This is a genomic window from Grimontia indica (assembly GCF_000333895.2).
Classification (GTDB): Bacteria; Pseudomonadota; Gammaproteobacteria; order Enterobacterales; family Vibrionaceae; genus Enterovibrio; species Enterovibrio indicus.
The window spans coordinates 1-23,367 of the sequence record NZ_ANFM02000002.1 but is presented as its reverse complement, the minus strand read 5'-3'; the positions used below and the strand labels follow the sequence as shown (position 1 = coordinate 23,367).

General features: G+C 50.9%; 28 protein-coding genes. 16 read left to right on the top strand and 12 right to left on the bottom strand.

Annotated features, from left to right (window positions below; translation table 11 throughout):
- Positions 1-136 precede the first annotated feature (136 nt).
- Complete coding sequence (locus tag D515_RS00750) at positions 137-544, top strand: OsmC family protein (protein WP_039849422.1); 408 nt, start codon at positions 137-139, stop codon at positions 542-544.
- Positions 545-604: 60 nt separating this feature from the next.
- Here the strand turns inward: D515_RS00750 and D515_RS00745 are convergent, their stop codons facing one another.
- The 8 genes from D515_RS00745 to D515_RS00710 all read right to left on the bottom strand — a co-directional run bounded on the left by D515_RS00745 (position 605) and on the right by D515_RS00710 (position 7,809).
- Positions 605-1,201 carry a DUF3501 family protein gene (locus D515_RS00745; protein ID WP_002535196.1) on the bottom strand — a complete coding sequence of 199 codons (597 nt, stop codon included), beginning with the start codon at positions 1,199-1,201 and terminating at the stop codon, positions 605-607.
- Positions 1,202-1,216: 15 nt separating this feature from the next.
- Positions 1,217-2,542, bottom strand: a complete 1,326-nt coding sequence (locus D515_RS00740; RefSeq protein ID WP_002535194.1) for a heterodisulfide reductase-related iron-sulfur binding cluster — start codon at positions 2,540-2,542, stop codon at positions 1,217-1,219.
- Between the two features lie 108 nt (positions 2,543-2,650).
- Positions 2,651-3,070 (bottom strand): rubrerythrin family protein, encoded by a 420-nt coding sequence (locus D515_RS00735; protein ID WP_002535192.1) that lies wholly within the window; start codon positions 3,068-3,070, stop codon positions 2,651-2,653.
- 169 nt (positions 3,071-3,239) lie between these two features.
- On the bottom strand, positions 3,240-4,109 hold the full coding sequence (locus D515_RS00730) for a phosphoribulokinase (RefSeq protein ID WP_002535191.1): 870 nt from the start codon (positions 4,107-4,109) through the stop codon (positions 3,240-3,242).
- A gap of 71 nt (positions 4,110-4,180) precedes the next feature.
- Entirely contained in the window at positions 4,181-4,396 is a 216-nt protein-coding gene (locus tag D515_RS00725; protein WP_002535189.1) for a YheU family protein, read from the bottom strand.
- Positions 4,397-4,410: 14 nt separating this feature from the next.
- Positions 4,411-5,388 (bottom strand): DUF3187 family protein, encoded by a 978-nt coding sequence (locus D515_RS00720; RefSeq protein WP_002535188.1) that lies wholly within the window; start codon positions 5,386-5,388, stop codon positions 4,411-4,413.
- A 42-nt stretch (positions 5,389-5,430) separates the two neighbouring features.
- Positions 5,431-6,417, bottom strand: a complete 987-nt coding sequence (locus tag D515_RS00715; protein ID WP_002535187.1) for a hydrolase — start codon at positions 6,415-6,417, stop codon at positions 5,431-5,433.
- A gap of 9 nt (positions 6,418-6,426) precedes the next feature.
- A complete protein-coding gene (locus D515_RS00710; protein WP_002535186.1) occupies positions 6,427-7,809 on the bottom strand; it encodes an aminotransferase-like domain-containing protein in 1,383 nt (460 codons plus the stop codon).
- A gap of 123 nt (positions 7,810-7,932) precedes the next feature.
- Here D515_RS00710 and D515_RS00705 point away from each other — a divergent pair, with 123 nt between their 5' ends.
- Complete coding sequence (locus tag D515_RS00705; protein WP_002535185.1) at positions 7,933-8,535, top strand: LysE family translocator; 603 nt, start codon at positions 7,933-7,935, stop codon at positions 8,533-8,535.
- A gap of 14 nt (positions 8,536-8,549) precedes the next feature.
- Positions 8,550-8,843 (top strand): DUF1330 domain-containing protein, encoded by a 294-nt coding sequence (locus tag D515_RS00700; RefSeq protein WP_002535184.1) that lies wholly within the window; start codon positions 8,550-8,552, stop codon positions 8,841-8,843.
- Here D515_RS00700 and D515_RS00695 read toward each other — a convergent pair.
- Together D515_RS00695 and D515_RS00690 are read right to left on the bottom strand one after the other, a co-directional pair.
- Complete coding sequence (locus D515_RS00695) at positions 8,825-9,343, bottom strand: TIGR02444 family protein (RefSeq protein ID WP_039849453.1); 519 nt, start codon at positions 9,341-9,343, stop codon at positions 8,825-8,827. The genes D515_RS00700 and D515_RS00695 overlap by 19 nt on opposite strands.
- Positions 9,286-11,208, bottom strand: coding sequence for an ABC transporter ATP-binding protein (locus tag D515_RS00690; protein ID WP_002535181.1), 1,923 nt, complete (start codon positions 11,206-11,208; stop codon positions 9,286-9,288). The genes D515_RS00695 and D515_RS00690 overlap by 58 nt, the downstream gene beginning before the upstream one ends.
- Before the next feature lie 270 nt (positions 11,209-11,478).
- Here D515_RS00690 and kefG point away from each other — a divergent pair, with 270 nt between their 5' ends.
- The 5 genes from kefG to D515_RS00665 all read left to right on the top strand — a co-directional run bounded on the left by kefG (position 11,479) and on the right by D515_RS00665 (position 15,858).
- The gene (gene kefG, locus D515_RS00685) at positions 11,479-12,042 is read left to right on the top strand and encodes a glutathione-regulated potassium-efflux system ancillary protein KefG (protein ID WP_002535180.1); all 564 of its coding nucleotides are present in this window, start codon (positions 11,479-11,481) and stop codon (positions 12,040-12,042) included.
- Complete coding sequence (gene kefB, locus D515_RS00680) at positions 12,042-13,841, top strand: glutathione-regulated potassium-efflux system protein KefB (protein ID WP_002535179.1); 1,800 nt, start codon at positions 12,042-12,044, stop codon at positions 13,839-13,841. The genes kefG and kefB overlap by 1 nt, the downstream gene beginning before the upstream one ends.
- A gap of 26 nt (positions 13,842-13,867) precedes the next feature.
- Positions 13,868-14,077, top strand: a complete 210-nt coding sequence (locus D515_RS00675) for a YheV family putative zinc ribbon protein (protein ID WP_002535178.1) — start codon at positions 13,868-13,870, stop codon at positions 14,075-14,077.
- Between the two features lie 98 nt (positions 14,078-14,175).
- Entirely contained in the window at positions 14,176-14,751 is a 576-nt protein-coding gene (gene slyD, locus D515_RS00670; RefSeq protein WP_002535177.1) for a peptidylprolyl isomerase, read from the top strand.
- A gap of 141 nt (positions 14,752-14,892) precedes the next feature.
- Complete coding sequence (locus D515_RS00665; protein WP_002535175.1) at positions 14,893-15,858, top strand: isoaspartyl peptidase/L-asparaginase family protein; 966 nt, start codon at positions 14,893-14,895, stop codon at positions 15,856-15,858.
- Positions 15,859-15,868: 10 nt separating this feature from the next.
- Here D515_RS00665 and D515_RS00660 read toward each other — a convergent pair whose 3' ends face one another.
- Together D515_RS00660 and D515_RS00655 are read right to left on the bottom strand one after the other, a co-directional pair.
- Positions 15,869-16,093 carry a SlyX family protein gene (locus D515_RS00660; protein WP_002535174.1) on the bottom strand — a complete coding sequence of 75 codons (225 nt, stop codon included), beginning with the start codon at positions 16,091-16,093 and terminating at the stop codon, positions 15,869-15,871.
- Positions 16,094-16,107: 14 nt separating this feature from the next.
- Positions 16,108-17,085, bottom strand: coding sequence for a WD40 repeat domain-containing protein (locus tag D515_RS00655; RefSeq protein ID WP_002535172.1), 978 nt, complete (start codon positions 17,083-17,085; stop codon positions 16,108-16,110).
- A 122-nt stretch (positions 17,086-17,207) separates the two neighbouring features.
- On the opposite strand from D515_RS00655, the gene fkpA reads away from it, so the two are divergent.
- The 8 genes from fkpA (at position 17,208) to fusA (ending at position 23,218) form a co-directional block, all read left to right on the top strand.
- A complete protein-coding gene (gene fkpA, locus D515_RS00650; protein WP_002535170.1) occupies positions 17,208-17,984 on the top strand; it encodes an FKBP-type peptidyl-prolyl cis-trans isomerase in 777 nt (258 codons plus the stop codon).
- A 165-nt stretch (positions 17,985-18,149) separates the two neighbouring features.
- Complete coding sequence (locus D515_RS00645) at positions 18,150-18,872, top strand: helix-turn-helix transcriptional regulator (RefSeq protein ID WP_002535169.1); 723 nt, start codon at positions 18,150-18,152, stop codon at positions 18,870-18,872.
- A complete protein-coding gene (tusD, locus tag D515_RS00640) occupies positions 18,869-19,261 on the top strand; it encodes a sulfurtransferase complex subunit TusD (protein WP_002535167.1) in 393 nt (130 codons plus the stop codon). Before D515_RS00645 ends, tusD begins: the two co-directional genes overlap by 4 nt.
- A gap of 8 nt (positions 19,262-19,269) precedes the next feature.
- Positions 19,270-19,626, top strand: coding sequence for a sulfurtransferase complex subunit TusC (gene tusC, locus D515_RS00635; RefSeq protein ID WP_002535165.1), 357 nt, complete (start codon positions 19,270-19,272; stop codon positions 19,624-19,626).
- Positions 19,627-19,635: 9 nt separating this feature from the next.
- A complete protein-coding gene (gene tusB / locus D515_RS00630) occupies positions 19,636-19,926 on the top strand; it encodes a sulfurtransferase complex subunit TusB (RefSeq protein ID WP_002535164.1) in 291 nt (96 codons plus the stop codon).
- Between the two features lie 179 nt (positions 19,927-20,105).
- A complete protein-coding gene (rpsL, locus tag D515_RS00625) occupies positions 20,106-20,480 on the top strand; it encodes a 30S ribosomal protein S12 (protein WP_002535163.1) in 375 nt (124 codons plus the stop codon).
- Between the two features lie 98 nt (positions 20,481-20,578).
- On the top strand, positions 20,579-21,049 hold the full coding sequence (rpsG, locus tag D515_RS00620) for a 30S ribosomal protein S7 (RefSeq protein WP_002535161.1): 471 nt from the start codon (positions 20,579-20,581) through the stop codon (positions 21,047-21,049).
- A 72-nt stretch (positions 21,050-21,121) separates the two neighbouring features.
- Entirely contained in the window at positions 21,122-23,218 is a 2,097-nt protein-coding gene (gene fusA, locus D515_RS00615) for an elongation factor G (protein WP_002535160.1), read from the top strand.
- The last annotated feature ends 149 nt before the right edge of the window (positions 23,219-23,367 follow it).

The following is a 23,367-nucleotide window of genomic DNA, read 5'->3' as shown; positions in this document are numbered from 1 at the left end:
TACAAGCTCTCTGTTTGAGTCATTGAGTTTATCCTTTTTCCAGCACGATTTCTTGATTTTGATATGGACTTCTCCCCCTATTAAAGGCTAAAAACGTGGACAAGATCACGACCCTGAAAGTAAATGGAGGTAAGAAATGCAAGCGAGCGTCAAATGGTGTGGAAATGAGACCTTCCTCGGACTGTCAAATTCCGGCCATAGCATTGTGATGGATGGAAACGGTGGTGCAAATGCCCCAAGTCCGATGGAAATGGTGCTAATGGGCGCGGGCGGATGTAGCTCTGTCGACGTGGTTGCAGCACTGAAAGAAGGTGCACAGCAGGTGGTTTCTTGTGTGGCTGAGCTAAGTGCTGAACGCCGTGAGCAAGCACCAAAGCTGTTTACCAGAATCAATATTCACTTTGTCGTGACAGGTAAAGCGCTTGATGAAAGCCGGGTAGCCTCTGCGGTGAAAGACAGCCTCGAGAAATACTGCTCTGTTTGCTTGATGCTAGGTGCAGGAGTGGAAATGACCCACAGTTATGAGGTGATTGAGGAGGCTTGATCATGTAACAAAAAGCCTGAACATCAAACGGTAAGAATGAAAAGGAGGGTTAGCCCTCCTTTAGTTTATCTGTGGTGTGTCGAGATCATCAGACAGAGCATTTCTCACCTCATCACTGATCGTCACGCTGAGTTCGAGTGCAGGATGATCAACGCCCGCGGTCAGTGCGTCACCTTTTTTCAGGGCGGTGATCATCGGGGGTGTCAGCTCGAATCGCATAAAGTGCACGCTCGAGGTTTTTTCGTCATTGTCGCGTTCAAGGTCCTCATCGCAGATAGGGTAAACCTTCGCATCGTTGCCTACTCTCAGCCAGACCTTGTTCTCCACGCCAATGAGCTTGGCGAGTTCTACTTTCCTGATTTCTGGGTCAGCATACTCAATCATCATGGTAGCTTTCAGATTGCTGCCATCAGGGATCAGAGGATTGTAGGCATCCAATTCTTCCTCAATGCCCTCTGGCTCGAAGATGCGCTCAATACGCAGCATTTCCTGAATCTGGTATTGGATGGTCTGACGGTTTTCAAAAATCAGCCTTGCATGATCACCAAGCTTCACGAAGCGGTGTTTTTTGTGCTCCATGATTTGGTGGCGGAATTGGGCGCGTGCACGGGCGTAATCCTCCAGCGTCATTAAGTCATCTGCAGTCAGTTTTTCCATGGTTTTCGCTCCCTGTTACAGGCCGTAGGCCTTCCTCAATAAGGTCATGGGGTGAATGGGTTTATCCACCTCCGCCAGTTTGGCAATGTGCGCACCTGCCATCGGGCAGTCACTGGCAAAGTAGTCGGCGTTGGCTTGTTTCACTTTCTTTGCCACGGGGCGACCTATTTTCACTGCCTTATCATGCGTTTCCACTTTCACCGCGTAAGTCCCGTCGTGACCCGAACAGCGTTGCTCCGGTGCAACCTGAGTGCCAGGCACCAAACGGAGTAGATCTGCGGTTTTTAGGCCAATATTCTGCACGCGAAGATGACAGGCGACGTGGTAGCTGATGTCACCAAGCGGCGTATCGAACTCGGTGTTGAGTTTGCCGGCTTTGTGGCGAAGCATCAGATATTCGAAGGGGTCATAGAAGGCATCACGGACTTTGGCGACATCCGGGTCATTGGGAAACAAGAGCGGAAGCTCCTGTTTGAACATCAGCACGCAGGATGGTACCGGTGCGATAAGGTCGAACCCTTTCTCCACCATCGCAAGAAGCTGCGGAATATTTTCTTCTTTGGCGCGCTGAACGCTTTCTAAATCGCCCAGTTCCATTTTGGGCATACCGCAGCAACGCTCTTTGCCGACCACTTCGATATGGATATTGTTCTTCTGAAAGACCTTGTAGAAATCCTCACCGAGTTCTGGACTGTTGTAGTTGCCGTAACAGGTGGTGAACATAGCCACCTTCCCTGTGGTTTCGCCAACAGGTTCTGGCGTGATGTCTTTCACCATTGAGGCAACACGTTTTCGCATGGTGTTGCTGTCGTATGTCGGAACAATAGCGTCTTTGTGAACGCCGGCTTTCTCAAGCACGCTTCTAAATGCATTGTTTTTGTTCATCGCGTTTACGGTGACATCCACAATGGGAATCGTTGCCATGCCACCCACCAAATCTGTGCTTGAAAGCAGTTTGTCCCGCAGCGATGCACCTTGCTCGTGAAATTTCACCGCTTTGGCGCGTAGCATCAGGTGAGGGAAGTCGATTTCCCACTCATGTGGCGGGACGTAGGGGCATTTGGTCATATAACACATGTCACAGAGGTAGCATTGATCTGCGACTTTCTGGTAATCCTTCTTATCAACGCCATCGACTTCGAAGGTTTCGGATTCATCAATGAGGTCAAACAGGGTGGGGAATGAATCGCAGAGGCTCACGCAGCGGCGGCAGCCGTGGCAAACGTCGAAGACGCGCTCCATTTCTGCTTCGAGCTTTTCGCGATCGTAAAAGTCTGGGGATTGCCACTCAATTGCGTGGCGGGTGGGGGCGTCAATGCCTCCTTCGCGTTTTTCTTTCATGACGTGTCCCTGCTACTGGTTGTGCCGGTTTTCGGCAGTCACTGTGCGTTATCGTCATTAGCGCCTATTGCGCTCTGAAAGGGCGGACTGGCCGCCCTTTTTGTGCGACTAGCTGTCGAGGTTGTCGAGTGCTTTCTGGAAGCGGTTCGCGTGGCTTCGCTCTGCTTTGGCGAGCGTTTCAAACCAGTCCGCGATCTCATCGAAACCTTCGTCGCGCGCCGTGGCGGCCATGCCCGGATACATATCGGTGTATTCGTGGGTTTCACCGGCAATCGACGCTTTGAGGTTTTCTGCTGTGTTACCCATAGGTAACCCTGTCGCAGGGTCGCCCACCTCCTCTAGGTATTCCAGATGGCCGTGTGCGTGGCCCGTTTCACCCTCGGCCGTTGAGCGGAAAACGGCGGCGACATCGTTGTAGCCTTCAATGTCTGCTTTTGATGCGAAATAGAGATATCGACGGTTTGCCTGACTTTCACCGGCAAAGGCGTCTTTGAGGTTTTGCTCGGTTTTGGTTCCTTTCAGTGACATGGCTCTGTCCTCTTTTATGACATTGTCTTGCTTCTGCTGGTTAAAAAGTAACCAGCAAGATTAAGTTAAGGACAGGTTTGTTATTCGGTCTAATGAATAAAAACGTAATCCGCGATAGATTTTATCGATGGCGGATTACGTTTAAACGTGGTAGATGAGTTCAGTGGTACTAGCTGATTTTGCCGGTTTCAATCAGCTGCTGGATAAGGGGGCGAATAATCAGTTCCATGGCGAAACTCATCTTGCCGCCCGGCACAACCAGGGTGTTATGACGGGACATAAAAGAACCTTGGATCATTGAAAGCAGATAAGGGAAGTCGACTTTCTTGATGCCTCGGAAACGGATCACCACAAAACTTTCATCCAAGCTTGGGATGCCTTTTGCGTTGAGTGGATTCGAAGTATCTACCGTCGGGACACGCTGGAAGTTGATGTGGGTTCGGCTGAACTGCGGTGTGATGTAGTTCAGGTAGTCGTCCATCGAACGAACAATGGAATCCATTACCGCTTCGCGGGAGTGACCACGGTCGCGGGTGTCGCGGACAAACTTCTGGATCCACTCCAGGTTCACGATTGGCACCATGCCGATCAGCAGGTCAACATGTTGTGCGACGTTGATGTCACCTTCTACCACACCGCCATGAAGCCCTTCATAGAACATCAAGTCAGTGTTTTCCGGCAAGTCCTGCCAAGCTGTAAAGGTGCCCGGCATTTGGTTATAAGGTACAGCTTCATCAAAAGTGTGTAGGTAGCGACGGAACTGACCCGTGCCTTCCTCACCGTATTCCTTGAAGAAAGATTCGAGCCTTGGGAAGTCGTTGGCAGTTGGGCCGAAGTAACTGATATGACGGCCCTGTTCTTTGGCTTTACGGATTTCCACGTCCATTTCAGGACGGGTATACCGGTGAAAACTGTCACCTTCCACCCAAGCGGCGCTAATCTTCATCATGTTGAAAATTTTGCGGAATGCGTCTGAGGTGGTGGTAGTCCCTGCGCCGGACGAACCGGTGACTGCAATAATGGGGTGCTTTGCAGACATGACAAACCCTGTCAATTTAGAAAGATGGCAACAGTTAACAGGGTCTCGCTGGCTTGGTCAAGCGATGGGTATTAGGCAAGTGATCGCACAGGTTTGATATCCACCGTTTCGTGCAACTCAGAAAACACCACAACGGCTTCTTTGTTTTTGAGCAAGTTATAGACCTGTTCCACCTTTTCCTCGAAGCTTGCTTCCTGCTCGCCGTAATCTGTCCCTTCACGCAGCACAAAGTGCTCAATCAGGTTTCTAAGGGTCTCTTCGGGGATCTCTTGCCAGGGAACAATCATGGTGGCTTTACCTACTACAAAAAACGGTGCCGGAAGGTGGCGTTAAACACGATATCCGTGCTGTTATCGTGATTGAACATATTCTCTATAGCCACCAATTCTATCGCACTGTTATTAAAAAGGTAGCGATAACCCAGCGCAAACTCGTGCACCAAGGCATTAAGTTCACCCAGCCCTGCACCGGCTGCTTTGCCTTGCGATATCAGGTATTCGCCTATCAGCTCATGATGCGTGAACCATTGATACTGGTAGCTGATACCCGCGTGAATACCCCAGGATTTTACCTCAACAAAATGCTGGGGTTTATCCGGTCGGTGGACGAGCGACACCATGGCGGTCAGCCGGTGTTTCTCTCTTTGGTAGCCATAGTTGAGCTGAGCAGACTGCTCGAAGGAAGTGTTGGCAAACACGCCATGGCTGACCCGGTTAAAGAACAGGGTGACACCCGCACTCACCGCATGGTGCATGGCTTCATAGAGTGTTTGCTCGCCATACAGATTGATGGCACTGAGTAAAGGGTCGCCAGTGAAGTCTTCGACTGGCGCGTCCATGGTGCTGGGGACATAGATGTAGAACCTGTCTTCATCGACTTCGGTGCGACCGTTTTGGTCGATGCCAAAAATGCTATGGAACTTTTCCGTTAGGCCATCCAATCGGTTGTTTGCCGCATAGCGGTATTGCAGCCAAACCCCAATCCGTTTTTCCTCATCCAGCGCATGAACGAAGCCGCCCATAAACTGGTTGTGATAGTAGTCGAAGTTGTATTCCTGTGAAGGTGCCCAAACGCTGCCAATAGCGACGGAAGCGAAGGCATCTGTTTGTCCCGCTTTTAATTGAAACGGGTCTTGGAGTATCGGTGTGAGCCCTGTGGTTTGCAGCGGTGCCTGACTTTGGGCAATCAGCGGCCCAAAGCGCAAAGGGTCTGTGTTTTCTGCCTGCGTAGCGAGGGGGAGCCACCATAGCAGCATAAAAGCAGTGCGAGATATTGCCATCGTCCACCTCTCTCGCCCTGCTTTCTTGGTGTTATTGCGCCTTTATTCGGCGTCGATGTGCAGGGCTAACCAGCGTGGCACCTCTTTTTCCAGCCAGAAGTCTGGTGCATTCAAGGTACCGGAGATAAATCCGACGTGACCGCCATATTCGGTCAGGTGATAGTCAATGTTGTCCGGTAGCGGCGCTTTGGGGATCACCGCTTCCGTCATAAAAGGATCATCTTTAGCATGGATCACTTTGAGCGGAGCCGCAATTTCCTGCAGCACACCTAAGCCGCTGCATTGGCGATAATAATCCTCAGCATCGTTGAATCCGTGCAGTGGCGCTGTGACGGTTTGGTCGAACTGATAGAGGTTCGATATCGCCACTTTCTCCCCACTTTTCCAGTGCCCGATTTGCGGGTGACGGGCAAGCTTGTTACCGAGGGTGCGGTTCATTGAGCGGAGCAGATACGCTTGATAGACGCGGGAAAAACCCTGACGAATGCGGCTGGAACATGCTGCCAGATCCAAAGGTGGGCTGATGACGCATCCAGCTTTGATGATGGGATCGTCTTTAAACTCTGCCAGATAGCGCACCAGCATGTTGCCACCGAGGGAGACGCCGGTAGCGACTTTGGTATTGGCAGGGAATCGTTTGTTTAGATACTCGAGGAAAAAGCGGGCATCCCCCGTTTCACCAGAGTGATAGCTGCGTGGCATTTTGTTCAGCGAGCCGCTACAGCCGCGAAAGTGCATTAAAACACCGACCCAACCTTGCTGTTTAAAGGCATTGAGCAATCCGTTGGCATAAGGGCTGTAAAAACACCCGGCAAGGCCGTGAAACAGCACCACAATAGGTTTGTCACCAACGCTGGCGGGGTCTTGCGTCCAGCTGATATCCAGAAAATCCCTATCCGGCGTTTCAAGGCGTTGCCAGACCGGTTCAAACACCGCTTTCCTGCGCAAAAAGCGCGGAAGCAGGGTTTGGATATGTGGGTTTTTGCCGCCTTTCATCGGCACGAAAGGCTTGCTTGCTGTTTGTTCCATTTCTATCTCTTACAACGCAAATTCAGTCAGTGGTGGATTCGCCAACAGCTTGGCGAGCTTCTCGCAGCCCTGTTCAAGTAACTCACGACTGGGCGGTGCGCTCACAGCAATCCGCACCGTCGGTGGCGCGGAATATCCCGCAGGCACAAAAAGCTCAGACGATTTCAGCTCCAGGCCTTCCGCTTTGCTCGCCGCCAGAAACTCACTGAGAGACCAGGCTTCGGGTAATGTTAGCCAGCCGTGAAACGCGTTGGGATGGTAACGCATCGACTCAGTACCAAGATAGCGGGTGACGATTTCCCACCGTGTTTCCATTTCAGTACGAATGGTTTCAAGGATCTGGTTTGCTGAGCCATTCTCCAAAAGGATTGATGCCATGGCGGTTAAAAGCGGGCTGATCATCCAGCTGTGGTTTTGCAGTGCGTTAACGAAGTGGGGATAGAAGCGTTCCGGCAGATGCAGGAAGCCCAGACGAAGACCGGGAGCCAATGTTTTCGCCAACCCACCAATATATATCACATTGTCAGCAGCCAGATTGACCATCGGCGAGGGCCGTTCGCGGGGAAGTAGGCCGTTAATGTCATCTTCCACGATCATCAATTGCTGTTGTTCACATACCTCGATGAGTGCGTGACGACGGGCTTCACTCATTGTCGCGGTTGTGGGGTTTTGCAGGGTAGGGGTGAGGTACACCAATCTTGCCTGATATTGCTGGCAGGCTGCGCTTAAGGATTCTGGCAACATGCCTTCATCGTCCATCTCTACGGGCTTCACCGTGAGTTGCAACTGTCTGGCAAGACTGAGTAAACCGGGATAGGTGAATTTGTCGGTAAGGATGGTATCCCCGGCTCGACAAAGGGTCATAAGGCAAAGCTGCATGGCATTTTGCGCGCCAGAGCAGAACAGCAAGCGCGACAGATCGGCGTTCACCTGATGCCCTTTCAACCAGTCGGCCAGAATTTCACGATGACGCACAATGCCGGAAGGCGGCTGATACAGCATCAGACTATTGAGTTCCTGCGGGTGGGCGGCAAGTTGCTCCAGTGCCTCCGCGAAGAGATCGGCACGGTTAATCGTTGGTGGCACGTTGTAGCCAAAGCTCAGTACATCTTGTCGATCAGGATCAGAAAAAGACCACAGTGGGCGGTTGTTCTCGCAAATGTAGGTGCCTGCACCGACTTTGGCTTCGACAATTCCTCGTCGCTCCGCTTCTGCATACGCGCGGGTGACCGTTCCTACGGTGACTGACAACGCATCCGCCAGTGCGCGGTGGGTCGGCAGTTTTGTTCCCGGTGCCAGTTCTTTGCTAACCACTTTATCCGCAATGGCATCGGCTATTTGCCGATACATAGGAGCGCCGGACTTCTCCAATGCAATATTGATGATTGTCATGGTGACAATAAACCTTTTGATCTGATTTTTGATCCCTGTTAGCGTGAATTTTGAACAATTAATAGGTCAATTTCAATTTTTAGCCTGAATTGTATCGATACAATGTGAGCAGGGAGACAATTCATGATGGAACTATCTTTTTTGGCGACGCTGGCGCTTTTTGCAGCGACCATGACAGGCACGCCAGGACCAAACAACATGATGCTGACAGCATCAGGGGCAAACTTCGGATTTCGACGCACAGTGCCACACCTTATTGGCATTTCATTGGGGGTGGCGTCATTGATTGGTGTGGTTGCCGCCGGACTTGGCGCAGTATTTCAGCTCTACCCTTGGGTACAGGAAGGGATGAAGCTGCTCGCCAGTGCCTATCTGCTCTACCTTGCCTGGCGTATTGCGAGGGCGGGCGCACCTTCTGAGGATGCTTCCAGTGATCGCCGGCCAATGACCCTGATGGAAGGGGCATTGTTCCAGTACGTCAATCCCAAGGCGTGGGCAATGGCGGTGAGTGCGGTGGGTACCTTTACCTTAGCAGGCGGAGACTATTGGTTATCTTCCATGGTGATTGTCACTACCTTTCTCATCGTGGGCTTGTCTCTCACATCTATTTGGGCGGGCTTTGGCGTCTGGGTGGGGAAAGTGCTGTCTTCAGAAAAAAGCTGGAAAGTGTTTAACCGCGTGATGGGCACCCTGACCGCATCCTGCTTAATCTTTATTTGGCTGTAAGCAGGGAGTCTTGTGTGTCTGTACTTAATTTTTCTTATGCCACCATCAAAGATGCCGAGAAATTCGGCGAATATGTGTTAGCCGCCAAAGTGCTGCTCGACCAAGCTGGTGTGGAAGTGGTGGTTCGAGGAAATTGCGTGGGGACTTTCCGAGGTGACAAAGCGGAAGAGCATGTCACCGCCGTTTTTCGCTATCGGGATATTGAAGCTGTCGAACGTTTTTACGCTTCTCCGGCGTATCTTGAATTGGTGCCACTTCGCGATGAAGCCTGTGAGATGACGATAGTCCTTTACGACGAGCAGGTATGAAGTCCTTTCATCAACGCCGGATAAAGGTAATGTGCATCCCCATCTAACTGCGAGCAGTACATCTCCAAAGAGGAAGAGGCGTTTTCTTCCCACACTTGTTGGTTAACACAGGCGAGCAATTCCTGCTGCTGGAACTTCTCTAATGTCAGCTCATAGTTAAGCATTTTCTGGTAAGCCCCGCGTGAGAGCTGTGGTTTGAGATCGCGCCGCATCAATCGATAGCGGGTGAGAAGGGTTTCTGACTGAACCAATGATTGGCGAAGTTGAGCGAGTGATGAGGCCGAGAGGGAAAACCCTGTGTCTTCCAGCCAGGCTAACAGCAGGGCGAGGTTCACATTGCCTTTGAACTGATCCTGAAGTTTAAGGCAGGCGTGTTTGACCTCTTGCTGTCCATAATGATGCAGACAAAATTGCCACAGCCCATCGGCTGTGGCTTGCTGTTTTAGCGGCCTTGGAACTCCGCTTCCATTTGCTCTAGTTGTTCCTGAAGATCCATCCATTCCAGTTCGACCTCTTCGAGCGATGATTTCGCGTCTGCCTGCTGGCGCAGCAATTCGGTAAGTTTCTCTTTGTTGGACGCTTCATAAATAGAAGGTTCCGCCAGTTGAGATTCTACTTCAGCAATTGTTGCAGAATACTTTTCGAGTTTTGTATCCAGCGTGTCAATTTTCTTGCGGATAGGCGCGGTCTGTTTGCGAAATTCTGCTTCCAGACGTTTTTGTTCTTTACGGGCTGCTTGAGTATTTGTACCTGCAGGTTTGGCGTTTTCTGCCTGTTCCTGACGACGCTCAGAGCGCTGCAATTCATTCAGCCACTGATGGTAATCATTCAGGTCGCCATTGAACGGCTCAACCTTACGGTCATGCACCAGATACAGATCGTCAGTGGTTGCACGGAGCAGGTATCTGTCGTGGCTCACGATAACCATGGCGCCTTCAAACGATTGCAGTGCCATGGTTAGTGCAGCGCGCATGTCCAGATCAAGGTGGTTGGTGGGTTCATCGAGCAGCAACAGGTTCGGTTTTTGCCAAACAATCAATGCCAGCACCAAACGTGCTTTTTCGCCGCCAGAGAAAGGGGCAATCACATCCAGCGCTTTGTCGCCATGGAAGCCAAAGCTGCCGAGGTAATCGCGAAGCTGTTGCTCTGTCGCTTCCGGTGCCAGACGCATCATATGCTGAATGGCCGTTTCATCATCACGCAATGTTTCTAACTGGTGCTGGGCAAAGTAACCAATCTTCACACCCTGCGAATAACGCAGCTCACCAGCCTGTGCGGGCACTGTGCCTGAAAGCAGTTTTATCAGCGTTGATTTACCCGCGCCGTTACGGCCAAGCAGACCAATGCGGCTGCCTGGCACCAGATTCAGGAAGATTTTTTCCAGAATCATGGTGTCGCCGTAACCTGCGCACACCTCTTCCATCATCAGGATAGGATTAGGCAGAGCAGATGGCTCACGGAATTCGAAACTGAATGGGTTGTCAAATTGCGCCGGGAGCATTTTCTCCATGCGTTCAAGCGCTTTAATCCGGCTCTGCGCCTGACGGGCTTTACTGGCTTTATAGCGGAAGCGGTCAATGTACGACTGCATGTGCGCCATTTGCTTTTGCTGCTTCTGGTACATCGCCTGTTGCAGGATCAGCTTTTCTGCACGCATGGTTTCGAAGGCTGAGTAGTTACCCGTGTACTCGTTCAGCAGCTCATTTTCGATATGGATGATGCGGTTAACCACTGGGTCAAGGAAGTCGCGGTCATGGGAAATGAGTACCAGAGTGCCGCGGTAGTTTTGCAGCCACTTTTCCAGCCACATCACAGCATCCAAATCCAAGTGGTTGGTCGGTTCGTCGAGCAGCAGTAAGTCTGAGCGACAAAGCAGTGCCTGTGCGAGGTTCAGGCGCATACGCCAACCACCGGAGAATTGGGTGAGGTTCCAGCTCATCTGCTCCTGACGAAAGCCGAGGCCATCCAGCAACTCTGCTGCGCGGGCGCGAATGCTGTAACCGCCAACGGCATCAATTTTGTCATGAAGGGTGGCGACCTTGTGGCCGTCATCCGCTTCTTCTGCAGCACGAAGGGCCTGTTCCAGCGCGCGGTATTCGCGGTCTCCGTCAATCACATATTCAATCGCTTCGCGTTCCAGCGCCGGGGTTTCCTGTGCCACCCATGCCATTTGCCAGCCGCTTGGGAAGTTACAACTGCCCGCATCAAGGGACAGTTCGCCTTTCAGCAACGCAAACAGGGTCGATTTACCGCAGCCGTTTTTACCGACCAGACCGACTTTGTCGCCCGGGTGGATAGTGGCAGACGCATTGTTAAGCAGCGGTTTGCCACCACGAAGTAGCTGAATATCAGAAATAGTGATCATGACTCTTGGCGGCTCCGGCCGCAGGAATGTGGGGTCGAAAAACTGGCGCTGTTATATCACACGACGGCGATTTACTTAAGAGAGGCGCAAAAATGGACCACGGCAGAGCGGTGAAATGCGGGACGATTTACCGTATGGTTGAAGGATGACGCCAAAGCCGCAGAGTTGGCAGTTTTGTGTCATGATAAAAAGATTATAAAAAATATTATGTTACCTCTTCGCTCTACCACACATTGGGCGTTGGAAAGCTTAAAAGGATTTTGCTGCCAAATGGGAACCCCGACAACGTCGTTATTTAAATCGAAAGTGCTGGTGGTCTTTGCTCACCCAGACCCGCACGAGTCTGTCGCCAACAAACGGATGATTGAGGCTGCCCGTCAATTTGATCATGTCAAAGTACACGACCTCTATGCAGCCTATCCTGACTTTATTATTGATGTTCACCATGAACGTGAGCTTCTTTTAGAACACGATGTGATTGTGTTCCAACATCCACTTCAAATGTACTCCTGCCCTTCGCTTTTAAAAGAATGGATTGATGTGGTGCTTGGCAAAGGCTTTGCCCATGGTGGCGGTAATGCATTGGCTGGCAAGATTTGCCGCTTTGTCATTACCACCGGAGGTGCTGCGGAAGCCTTCAGCCAAACCGGTTACAACAAATACAGTATGGAAGAACTTTTACAGCCGTTTGAGCTGACTGCACTCCTTTGCCAGATGCGTTGGGTCGATCCGCTTGTGCTTCACTGGGCTCGCCGAGTGAGCGATGAAGACAGGGAAGCCCATGCAGAACTCTACGCCGATTGGCTCTGTCATCCTGTGTCGGAGGTGGTGTAATGGGACATAACTACCTTCTAGACGCTCTGATTTTCCTTGCTGCTGCTGTGGTGGCAGTTCCCCTTGCCCAGCGCCTCGGAATTGGCTCTGTGCTGGGATATCTGATCGGCGGCGTGGTGATTGGCCCTTGGGGGCTTGGCCTGATTACAGATGTAGAAGCGATTCTGCACTTTGCCGAGCTTGGCGTGGTGCTGCTGCTGTTCCTGATTGGTCTGGAATTGAATCCAAAGAAGCTGTTGCAGATGCGACGGCCAATCCTTGGCTTTGGTGGCTCTCAGGTCTTTATCAGTACCGTGGTGATTGCTCTTATTGCCTATTACTGGGGTGTCGGTCGCGTTGATGCCTTGGTTGTCGGGATGGGACTGGCGCTGTCATCCACGGCCATCGCCATGCGGATTATCGAAGAACAACGCTTGATGCGCAGCGAAGCCGGGCAATCAGGCTTTGCGGTGCTCTTGTTTCAAGATATCGCTGTGATCCCTATGCTTGCGGTGCTTCCTGCGATGGCAGGTGGTGCGGGTGGCAGCTGGCTGGATGTAGGCATCATGCTGGGAGCGATCTTGGTGCTCTTGGTCGGTGGTCATTACCTTTTGCGTCCTTTGCTACGTTGGGTGGTGCTCAGCCGCGTCAAAGAGATGTTTACCGTGACTGCTTTGATGCTGGTGATTGGTATCGCGATTGGTATGCAGTCACTCGGACTTTCTATGGCGCTAGGCACCTTCTTGGCAGGTGTGCTGTTGGCAGAGAGTGAATACCGCCACGAGCTGGAAATCGCCATCGAGCCCTTTAAAGGTTTGTTGCTGGGCCTCTTTTTCATCGCTGTGGGCATGGCGGTTGACCTTGGTTTGCTGCTCCAATATCCGCTGGAAATTTTATCTGCGGTCGCTGGCTTGATTGGCGTAAAAGCCGCCATCATATATGGGTTAGCCCGCGTCTTTGGTGGTAGCGAGAAATCCCGCAGTCACGTTGCTTTGCTGCTTAGCCAGGGTGGGGAATTTGCGTTTGTATTGTTTACTGCAGCGCGAAGTGAAAACCTGCTGACGCCAGAGCTTAATGCTTTCCTGCTGGTGGTAGTGAGTCTGTCTATGATGACAACCCCGATACTGCTGATGCTGCAATCCAAATGGTTTGCCCGCACCATAAATGCGGATGCCGAAATGCCCGCGGCGGAGCAATTTAATCATGAAGGCGCCCGCGTCATCATCACCGGCTTTGGTCGTTTTGGTCAGGTGGTGGGTAGATTGCTGTTCGCCAACAAGATCAAACTGACCATACTGGAGCGCGATCCTTCGCAAATCGCCTTGCTGCGTAAGTTTGGCTACAAGGTGTATTATGGGGATGCAACCCAGCTTGATTTATTGAGGGCCGCAGGGGCGGCAACGGCGGAGGCCATTATCGTTTGCGCGGATTCGCCGGAAGAAGTGATGGAAATCGTCGAACTTTGTCAGCAACATTTCCCGAATCTGAAGGTGCTCGCCCGGGCCCGAAGCCGTGTTGAGGCAAACCAATTACTCGATCATGACGTGGTGGGTTTTTCCAGGGAAACTTTTTTAAGTGCGCTTGATTTAGGGAAACAGACATTGATCGCACTGGGCATGCACCCGTATAAAGCCAAACGCGCAGAGGCATTTTTCAGAAAGCTGGATGAAATGCGATTACATGAAATGCAGCCCCATCACAGTGAAGATTCCATGGCTGCATCCCGGACCAAAGAAGCGCGAGTGGAGCTTGAAGAACTGTTCGACCTCGAAATGAAAGGGGATACCGAACGCCACCAGAGCTGGAACCGGGATAGTTAACAATAAGAACGAAGGCAAGGAAGTACATGGCCAAGAAACGATTTATCGCTGGCGCGACCTGTCCATCATGCAGCGCAACGGACACGATGCGCTGGTGGCAAGAACACCACGTGGAAGTGGTGGAGTGCGTGCAGTGCGGTCATACCGACAGACGCTCACCGATGTCTGCGGAAGAGAAACAGCCCGTTGCGCAGCAGCAGGATGCTCAGGTTATAGGGATATTTAAACCGCAATAACGAATCCCATGGTCGAAGTCAGTTTATTTCTGTATTATCGGCGCCGAAATGAGCAGGTGTCGTTATGTCGACACCCTTGAACCGCTTCCGGAGTTAAGATGAAAATCACTAAAGACGTGGTAGTAAGCATTGCTTACCAAGTGAAAAACGAAGACGGCATCGTGGTTGATGAATCAACCAAAGAAATGCCACTGCAGTACCTGCAAGGTCACAATAACCTGATCGTAGGTCTGGAAAATGCATTGGAAGGCCGCGAAGCTGGCGAATCTTTCGAAGTGACTGTTGCGCCGGAAGAAGCGTACGGCGAATACCTGGATGCAATGGTTCAGCGCGTACCTGCTGACGTGTTCCAGGGCGTTGACGAAATCGTTGTTGGTATGCGCTTCCTGGCGGATACAGACCAGGGTCCAATCCCAGTTGAAGTGACTGATGTTGACGGCGATGAAGTCGTGGTTGACGGTAACCACATGCTGGCTGGCCAAACCCTGACGTTCAACGTTGAAGTGGTAGAACTGCGTGCGGCGACGGAAGAAGAAATCGCACACGGTCACATCCACCAGTCTGGCGGCTGCTGCGGTGGTCATGACCATGACGACGAAGGCGGTTGCTGTGGCGGCGAAGACAAAGGCGACGACCATGAATGTTGTGGCGGTGGTGGCTGCGGCTCTCACTAATCCAAGCCTTGGGCTTGCAGCTATCGCTGGCTGCAGGGTCTGAAAAGAAAGCGCTAATCGATCAGTCGGTTGGCGCTTTTTTATTAGGCAATTTCATATTAATCTCATCGGATATCCACTCTCACTTCGAAAGGAATCATCATGACCCGCCCCTTTTCTATCGCCATACACGGTGGTGCTGGCACCATTGAACGCCGTCTGATGACACCAGAACTGGAAGCTGCTTATCGTAAAGCACTGGCGCAGTCAGTATTGGCTGGACATGCTTTGTTGGAGCGAGGTGGATCGGCGGTTGATGCGACAGTCGCCGCTGTGACTGTGATGGAAGACAGCGAGCTTTTCAATGCAGGCAAAGGGTCGGTGCTTACCCATGAAGAAACCGTTGAGATGGACGCTTCGGTCATGGATGGCAGAAACCTTGAAGCCGGCGCGGTAACCCTGATTCGCCATATCAAAAATCCAGTGCAACTTGCCCGTGATGTGATGAAAAAAAGCCCCCATGCAATGTTGGCAGGCGAGGGCGCCGAGTCCTTTGCATTCAAAGAGTGTGGCTACGAGTACGTCGAGCAGGACTACTTTTTCACGGATCGTCGCTACAAAGAATTGAAAGCGATGAAAAAAACCGGCGGCGTTGCACTGTCAGAAGCCCGCTATCCGGATGAAAAGAAGCACGGCACAGTCGGAGCAGTGGCACTCGACAAAGAAGGCAATCTGGCCGCTGCAACCAGCACGGGTGGACTCACCAACAAGCGCTGGGGCAGAGTCGGTGACACACCGATCATTGGTGGGGGGAATTATGCCCGCAACGGCAATGTGGCGGTTTCTGCAACCGGTATGGGCGAACTTCTGATGCGCTGCACGGTTGCAGGCGATATTGCCGGACGCATGCAATATGGTAAGGCATCGATAGAGCAAGCCTGCCGTGATGTGATTCATGGTGATTTCCTGAGCCTTGGTGGAGAAGGCGGAGTCATTGCCATTGATGCTGGCGGACAGGTGAATTTCGAATTGAATTGTCCGGGCATGTACCGCGCGACGGTGAACGAGAAAGGAGAAGCGTTGGTGGCTATTTTTGCGGACGAAGAGCTTCAGGTCCTAGGATCCTAGGACCTGTTTTTTAGTAATGCGGTGGCGGTGTTTCTTCCGACATGCTGGCAATGTTTGCCGGCTCCATCGCTTTCAGCTTGGTTACCAAAAAGGTTATTTGCGTTGCCATCTTGTCGATGGTTTTTTGCTGCTGGGTGATCGCATCATTCAGCTCTTCAATTGTGTGTTCCTGAAAAGCCTGTTTGATCTCCAGATCGTCAATTTGTTTCTGCAGACGCAGTTCTGTCTCGGTCATCTTGGTATCTCAAATTACTCTGCTATCCACGCCTGAGCGATGCCAGCGGAAGTGCCGGAAATCACGCGACCAGTTGGATCGATGGCGACATCATACACGACTGCACTGGGTGGACGCGTATTTTGTTGCTCCTCTGCCAGCCAGCGGCCGAGATTGTCCCCGCTTTCTACATCCCAAAACTCTACCCGTCGTCCCGGCGTGCCGGTCACCAGTTTGGTGCCATCATCTGAAAAACGGGCGGTTGAGAAATTCGGGTGACGGTGGAACATGTTGAGCTCGGTTTTCGGCTCGCCCGTCGATAAATCCCAGATAATGGCGGTGTCATCACCATCTGCAGAGAAAGCGAACTTACCGGTGCGGTGCAACTCTACGCGGGTAATGCGGTGTTCATGAGGAAACTCATTGAGGATTTGTCCGGTTTCCGTGCTCCAGAAAAAGGCATTGTGATCATTTCCGCCTGACATGGCGAATTTTCCATTGGGCGCGAGCGACACACTGTTCACTTTATCTTGGTGGGCAAGGAACTCTAAGCGTCTTCCAGTGCCTAAGTCCACGAAAAGGGCTTTGCCATTCGAAAGGGCAAGCAGGACTTTTTCGCCATTATTGCTGATATCAACGTCGCGGATAATGCCGTCGGAAATCGACCACAGACCTTCGGCTTGTCCCCATGCCAAATCCCATACTGCAAAGTTTTGCGATGTGGCGGTAATGGCGTAGCGGTTGTTGTCTGAGATCTGACTGGCGAGCACGGTGTTTTTATCCGGGTCTTGATCGCCGAATTCGGCCAGCTTTTTATTTTGTACCAAATCCCACAAATCAATGCCGTGGGACGTGGAAGCGATGAGCGCGAAGCGGCCGTCTCGGCTAAGGCTGAAACTGGTCACGCCATTCGGATCCAGCGTCCAGCGCTGGGCTTCATGGGTGGAGTGAAAGCAGCCGGAAAGTGCTAACAGTGTCAGAAATAAGCAAATTGTGCGGACGAATTGTCGCATTGCCCTTGTGTTCCTTATCTTGGACCCCTATAACGTCGAGTATATTGATCGTTTCGGGCTTTCGCATCGTTATCGCGTAAGCGAATAAAAGAAATGTGGGTTTTATACCAACGGAGTCACTAATGAAATCAGTTTTTAAAATGTCGCTGCTGGCTGCCACTGTTGCACTAGCTGTGGGTTGTCAGGAAGAAGCGAAAGACGAAACCGCAAAAGTTGAAGCGCCTGTTGCTGCTGAAGCTGTAACGTTCGCAACTGAAGATGACAAAGCGGCATACGCGATTGGTGCGTCCCTGGCGCAGTACCTGAAAGCCAATCTGGACCAGCAAGAAGAATTGGGCTTGGCTTTGAGCAACGACTTGGTTTTGCAAGGTGTGCAGGACGCATTTGCTGACAAATCCAAGCTGACCGAAGAAGAAGCGCAGCTGGCGTTGCAAGCGCTGGATCAGCGTGTTGCCCAACTGGCTCAGGAAAAGGCTCAGGAGAAAGCAGCAGAAGCAGTGAAAGTTGGTGAAGACTTCCGTGCACAGTTTGCGAAGACTGACGGTGTGAATACCACAGATTCTGGCCTCATGTACCTGGTAGAAACAATGGGTGAGGGTGATAAACCAGCAGCAGAAGACACTGTTGTGGTTCACTACAAAGGCACCCTGACTGACGGTACCCAGTTCGACAGCTCTTATGATCGTAACCAGCCAGCGACTTTCCCGTTAAACCGCGTGATCCCGGGCTGGACTGAAGGCGTTCAGTTAATGCCTGTAGGTTCTAAGTTCAAGTTCGTTATCCCGCCTGAGCTGGCATACGGCTCTCAGGATACGCCGGCGATTCCTGCTAACTCGACGCTAGTGTTCGAAGTTGAGCTGTTGGAAATCAAAGGCAAAGGTGACGAAGCGAAAGGTTAATCCTTCGATTGCACGTTTGCTTACAAAGAGAACCCCGGCTTTTGTCGGGGTTTTTTTATTTTCTTGATCTAAGTCTGTTAGACTTATCGCTAGATTTTAAAGTTTGCAGCTTTCGTTTATCTTTGCCTGCGGTAAACGAAATCCATCACAAAGGAAGATAAACCTGTGGTATCGACAGACAGCTTTGGTGCGGACGTGATCGTCGAAAGTGACTTTATCGAGAGTAATCCTTTCACTGACACCGATCGCGTTATCCTGAAATCTTATGAAGCCGTGGTAGATGGTCTTGCAGCCCTGATTGGTCAGCACTGTGAAATCGTGCTGCACTCGCTGGAAGATTTGAACACCTCTGCTATCAAAATTGCCAACGGCGAAAACACTGGCCGTCAGGTGGGTTCGCCTATCACTGATTTGGCACTGCGTATGCTGCGTGATATTGAAGGATCTGAGCGAAACTTCTCACGTGCTTATTTCACGCGTGCCAAAGGCAACACTCTGATGAAATCTATCACAGTGGCCATCCGCAATGCGGACAACCGCGTGATTGGCCTTCTGTGTATCAACATCAACTTGGATGCGCCTTTCTCTCAAGTGCTGCAAGCTTTCATGCCTACAGAAGAAGCGCGTCAGGCTGTGTCTTCCGTTAACTTTGCCAGCGATGTGGATGAGCTGGTAGACCAAACGGTTGAGCGCACCATCGAAGAGATCAATGCAGACAAATCTGTGTCGAACAATACCAAGAACCGCCAGATTGTGATGGAGCTGTTCGATAAAGGTATTTTCGATATCAAAGATGCCATCAACCGTGTGGCAGATCGCCTTAATATTTCCAAGCACACGGTTTATCTCTACATCCGTCAGCGAAAAGGTGAGGACGGCGAAAAATGAGCCTGAGTTATGTGCTGGTGGTGAATGGCCCAGTATACGGGCGCCAGTCATCGCTCACCGCGTACCGCTTTGCCAAAGCACTGATAGAAAAAGGACACACGTTAACGCGTGTGTTTTTCTATCAAGATGGTGTGTCCAACGCTTCTTCACTGACAGTGCCAGCCAATGACGAATTTGATTTGGTTGCTGCTTGGCAATCACTGTCAAAAGAAAGCGGCGTCGAGCTGGAAACCTGTGTTGCCGCTGCACTTCGTCGTGGTCAGGTGAGCGAAGAAGAGGCGAAACAGCATGCGCTCACATCATCCAACATGGCGGATAGTTTCTCTCAGGCAGGTCTTGGCGCGCTTTCAGAAGCTCTGCTGACTGCTGATCGCGTGATTCAGTTTTAGGTGCTGGTATGAAAAAGATAGGTTTTGTTTTCTCTTCTGCGCCTCACGGCAGCGCGTCTGGCCGGGAAGGGCTTGATGCGGTGCTGGCAACTTCCAATTACAGTGAAGATCTTGTCCTGTTTTTTGTCGGTGATGGTGTGATGCAATTGCTGGCAGACCAAAAGCCAAGTGAAGTCCTTAGCCGAGACTACATTTCTACCTTCAAAATGCTGTCACTGTGCGATGTGGAGGAAATCTACGTATGTGCTGACTCATTAGCTGAGCGCGGATTGAGTGACCATCCCCTTGTTATTGCGGTAGAAAAAGTCTCACCAACGGACATTGCAGCCTCACTGGGTCAATGTGCCAAAGTGCTCCAGTTTTAAGGATCGTCAATGCTTCATACCGTTAATGCTTCCCCTTACGCCTCATCTGCTCTGGCGAATTGCCTGCGATATTCCGAGAAACACAGTGAGATCCTTTTGCTCGAAGATGCGGTTGTCGCCGGGATCCTTGGAGGGCTGTGGCAAGAAAAACTGGTTTCGTCGGGGCGCAGGATTTACGTGCTTCAAGAAGACGCCATGGCTCGCGGCATCGAGCATCAAATCGCCTCACAATTTGAACTTATTGATATGGAAGGGTTTGTAGAGCTAACAGCCCGGCATGTCACGCAATTGAAATGGTGATTTAGCCGTCTATCTACTAGCGTAATAGTCTGGGATTGTTGCGGTTATAAAACGATCAAAGCAAAGATCGTTGTATAAATCTTGACACCCCATTTGACGACGCCTAAAATTTCGCGTCCCTACTTTTGTGGGGCATAGATTTTTCACACTTATACGTAAGTAATATCAGGAGCTATTTAATGGCAACTATTAACCAGCTGGTACGCAAGCCACGCATCAAGCAAGTTGCAAAAAGCAACGTGCCTGCGCTGGAAGCGTGTCCGCAAAAACGTGGTGTATGTACTCGTGTTTACACCACTACTCCTAAAAAACCTAACTCGGCACTGCGTAAAGTATGTCGTGTTCGCCTGACCAACGGTTTTGAAGTTACTTCATACATCGGTGGTGAAGGTCACAACCTGCAAGAGCACTCAGTTGTTCTGATCCGCGGTGGTCGTGTTAAAGACCTTCCAGGTGTGCGTTACCACACCGTTCGTGGTGCACTTGACTGTGCAGGCGTTAACGACCGTAAACAAGGTCGTTCTAAGTACGGTGTGAAGCGTCCTAAGTCTTAATGGAATCCGTTAAGTAAGGCCAAACACTAATTAATTTGTAATTTTGAAAAAACTGAAAAGTTTTGGATAAAACCTGAAGAAGACAACGGAGAATTTCCATGCCACGTCGTCGCGTAATTGGTCAGCGTAAAATCCTGCCGGATCCTAAGTTCGGATCAGAGCTGCTGGCAAAATTTGTAAACATCGTAATGGTTGACGGTAAAAAGTCGACTGCTGAAAAAATCGTTTATGGTGCACTGGACATCATGGCAGAGCGTTCTGGTAAAGATCACCTGTCTGTGTTCGAAGCCGCTCTTGAAAACGTACGCCCTGCGGTAGAGGTTAAATCTCGCCGTGTTGGTGGTTCAACTTACCAAGTGCCAGTAGAAGTACGTCCTGTACGTCGTAACGCTCTGGCGATGCGTTGGTTGGTTGAAGCTGCGCGTAAGCGTGGTGAAAAATCTATGGCTCAGCGTCTGGCTAACGAAATGCTGGATGCATCTGAGAACAAAGGTACTGCTGTTAAGAAACGTGAAGACGTTCACCGTATGGCAGAAGCGAACAAAGCATTCGCTCATTACCGCTGGTAATACCTTTTTGGGCGCGACTTCGGTCGCGCCTAAACCACACTCTAAGGATACCCTTAGTAAGAGGATACTACTGTGGCTCGTAAGACCCCTATTGAGCGCTACCGTAACATCGGTATTTGTGCGCACGTAGACGCAGGTAAAACTACAACAACAGAGCGTATCCTGTTTTACACCGGTCTTTCTCATAAAATTGGTGAAGTGCACGATGGTGCAGCAACCATGGACTGGATGGAGCAGGAGCAAGAGCGTGGTATCACCATCACCTCCGCTGCGACTACAACTTTCTGGCGCGGTATGGATGCGCAATTCCCTGAGCATCGCATCAACATCATTGATACCCCAGGACACGTTGACTTTACCATCGAGGTAGAGCGTTCCCTGCGCGTATTGGATGGTGCAGTAGTTGTATTCTGTGGTTCTTCCGGTGTTGAACCTCAGTCAGAGACCGTTTGGCGTCAGGCTGACAAATATGAAGTTCCTCGTATGGTTTTCGTCAATAAGATGGACCGTGCAGGCGCAGATTTTCTGCGTGTGGTTGAGCAAATTAAAGTTCGACTGGGCGCAACTCCAGTGCCAATTCATCTGAATATCGGCGCTGAAGAAGACTTCCGCGGTGTTATCGACCTTATCAAAATGAAGGCGATTAACTGGAGCGAAGCTGACCAGGGTATGAGCTTCACATACGAAGACATCCCGGCAGACATGCAAGAGCTGGCTGATGAGTGGCACCAGAATCTGGTCGAAGCCGCTGCTGAAGCAAACGAAGAGCTGATGGATAAGTACCTCGAAGAGGGTGAACTGACCGAAGCTGAAATCAAGCAAGCTCTGCGTGAACGTACACTGAATAATGAAATCGTACTGGCGACTTGTGGTTCTGCATTTAAGAACAAAGGCGTTCAGGCGGTTCTTGATGCTGTTATTGAGTTCCTTCCTTCCCCTGTTGATGTGAAAGCGATCAAAGGTGAAGACGAAGATGGCAACGAGATCGAGCGTCACTCTGACGACAACGAACCGTTTGCAGCTCTGGCATTTAAAATTGCTACAGACCCATTCGTGGGTACTTTGACCTTCCTGCGTGTTTACTCAGGTGTGGTTAACACTGGCGACACTGTGTACAACTCAGTGAAGCAAAAGCGTGAGCGTTTCGGCCGTATCGTTCAGATGCACTCAAACAAGCGTGAAGAAATCAAAGAAATTCGCGCGGGTGACATTGCAGCAGCCATCGGTCTGAAAGACGTCACTACAGGTGACACCCTGTGTGCACAAGAATCAAAAGTGGTTCTTGAGCGTATGGAGTTCCCTGAACCAGTTATTCAGATCGCTGTAGAGCCACGCTCTAAAGCAGACCAGGAAAAAATGGGTATCGCGCTGGGTAAACTGGCGGCAGAAGATCCATCATTCCGCGTTGAAACCGATGACGAGTCAGGCCAGACCCTGATCTCAGGTATGGGTGAGCTTCACCTAGACATCATCGTAGACCGCATGCGTCGTGAGTTCAGCGTAGAATGTAATGTAGGTAAGCCACAGGTGGCATACCGCGAAACCATCCGTGGTTCGGCTGAAGTCGAAGGTAAATTCGTCAAGCAGTCTGGTGGTCGTGGTCAGTACGGTCATGTTTGGCTGAAACTGGAACCATCTGAGAAAGGCGAAGGTTTTGTCTTCGTCGACGAAATCGTTGGTGGTGTGGTACCGAAAGAATATATCGGCGCTGTTGCTAAAGGTGTTGAAGAGCAGATGAGTAGCGGCGTACTTGCTGGCTACCCAGTGCTTGATATCAAAGCAACGCTTTTCGATGGTTCGTACCATGATGTTGACTCCAACGAAATGGCGTTTAAGATCGCTGCATCTATGGCATTCAAGAAAGGTGCACTTGAAGCGCAACCTGTCATTCTTGAGCCAATGATGAAAGTGGAAGTTACCACTCCAGAAGACTGGATGGGTGACGTAGTGGGCGACCTGAACCGTCGTCGTGGTCTGATTGGTGGTATGGATGAAGGTCCAGCTGGCTTGAAGATCATTCGCGCGCAGGTGCCACTGGCTGAGATGTTTGGTTACGCAACTGACTTGCGTTCAGCGACTCAGGGCCGCGCATCTTACTCTATGGAATTCAGTGACTATGCTGATATTCCTAAGAACATCGCTGATTCAATCATCGCAGAGCGTTCTTGATTGATAGGTGGTTTTAATGCTGGCATTATTGGCCCGCATTAATAAAAACTTCTGATCGCACTCACGACGGTGGGTGCGGCTCACAACTAGGAAGGAACACGATCGTGTCTAAAGAAAAATTTGAACGTACGAAACCGCACGTTAACGTT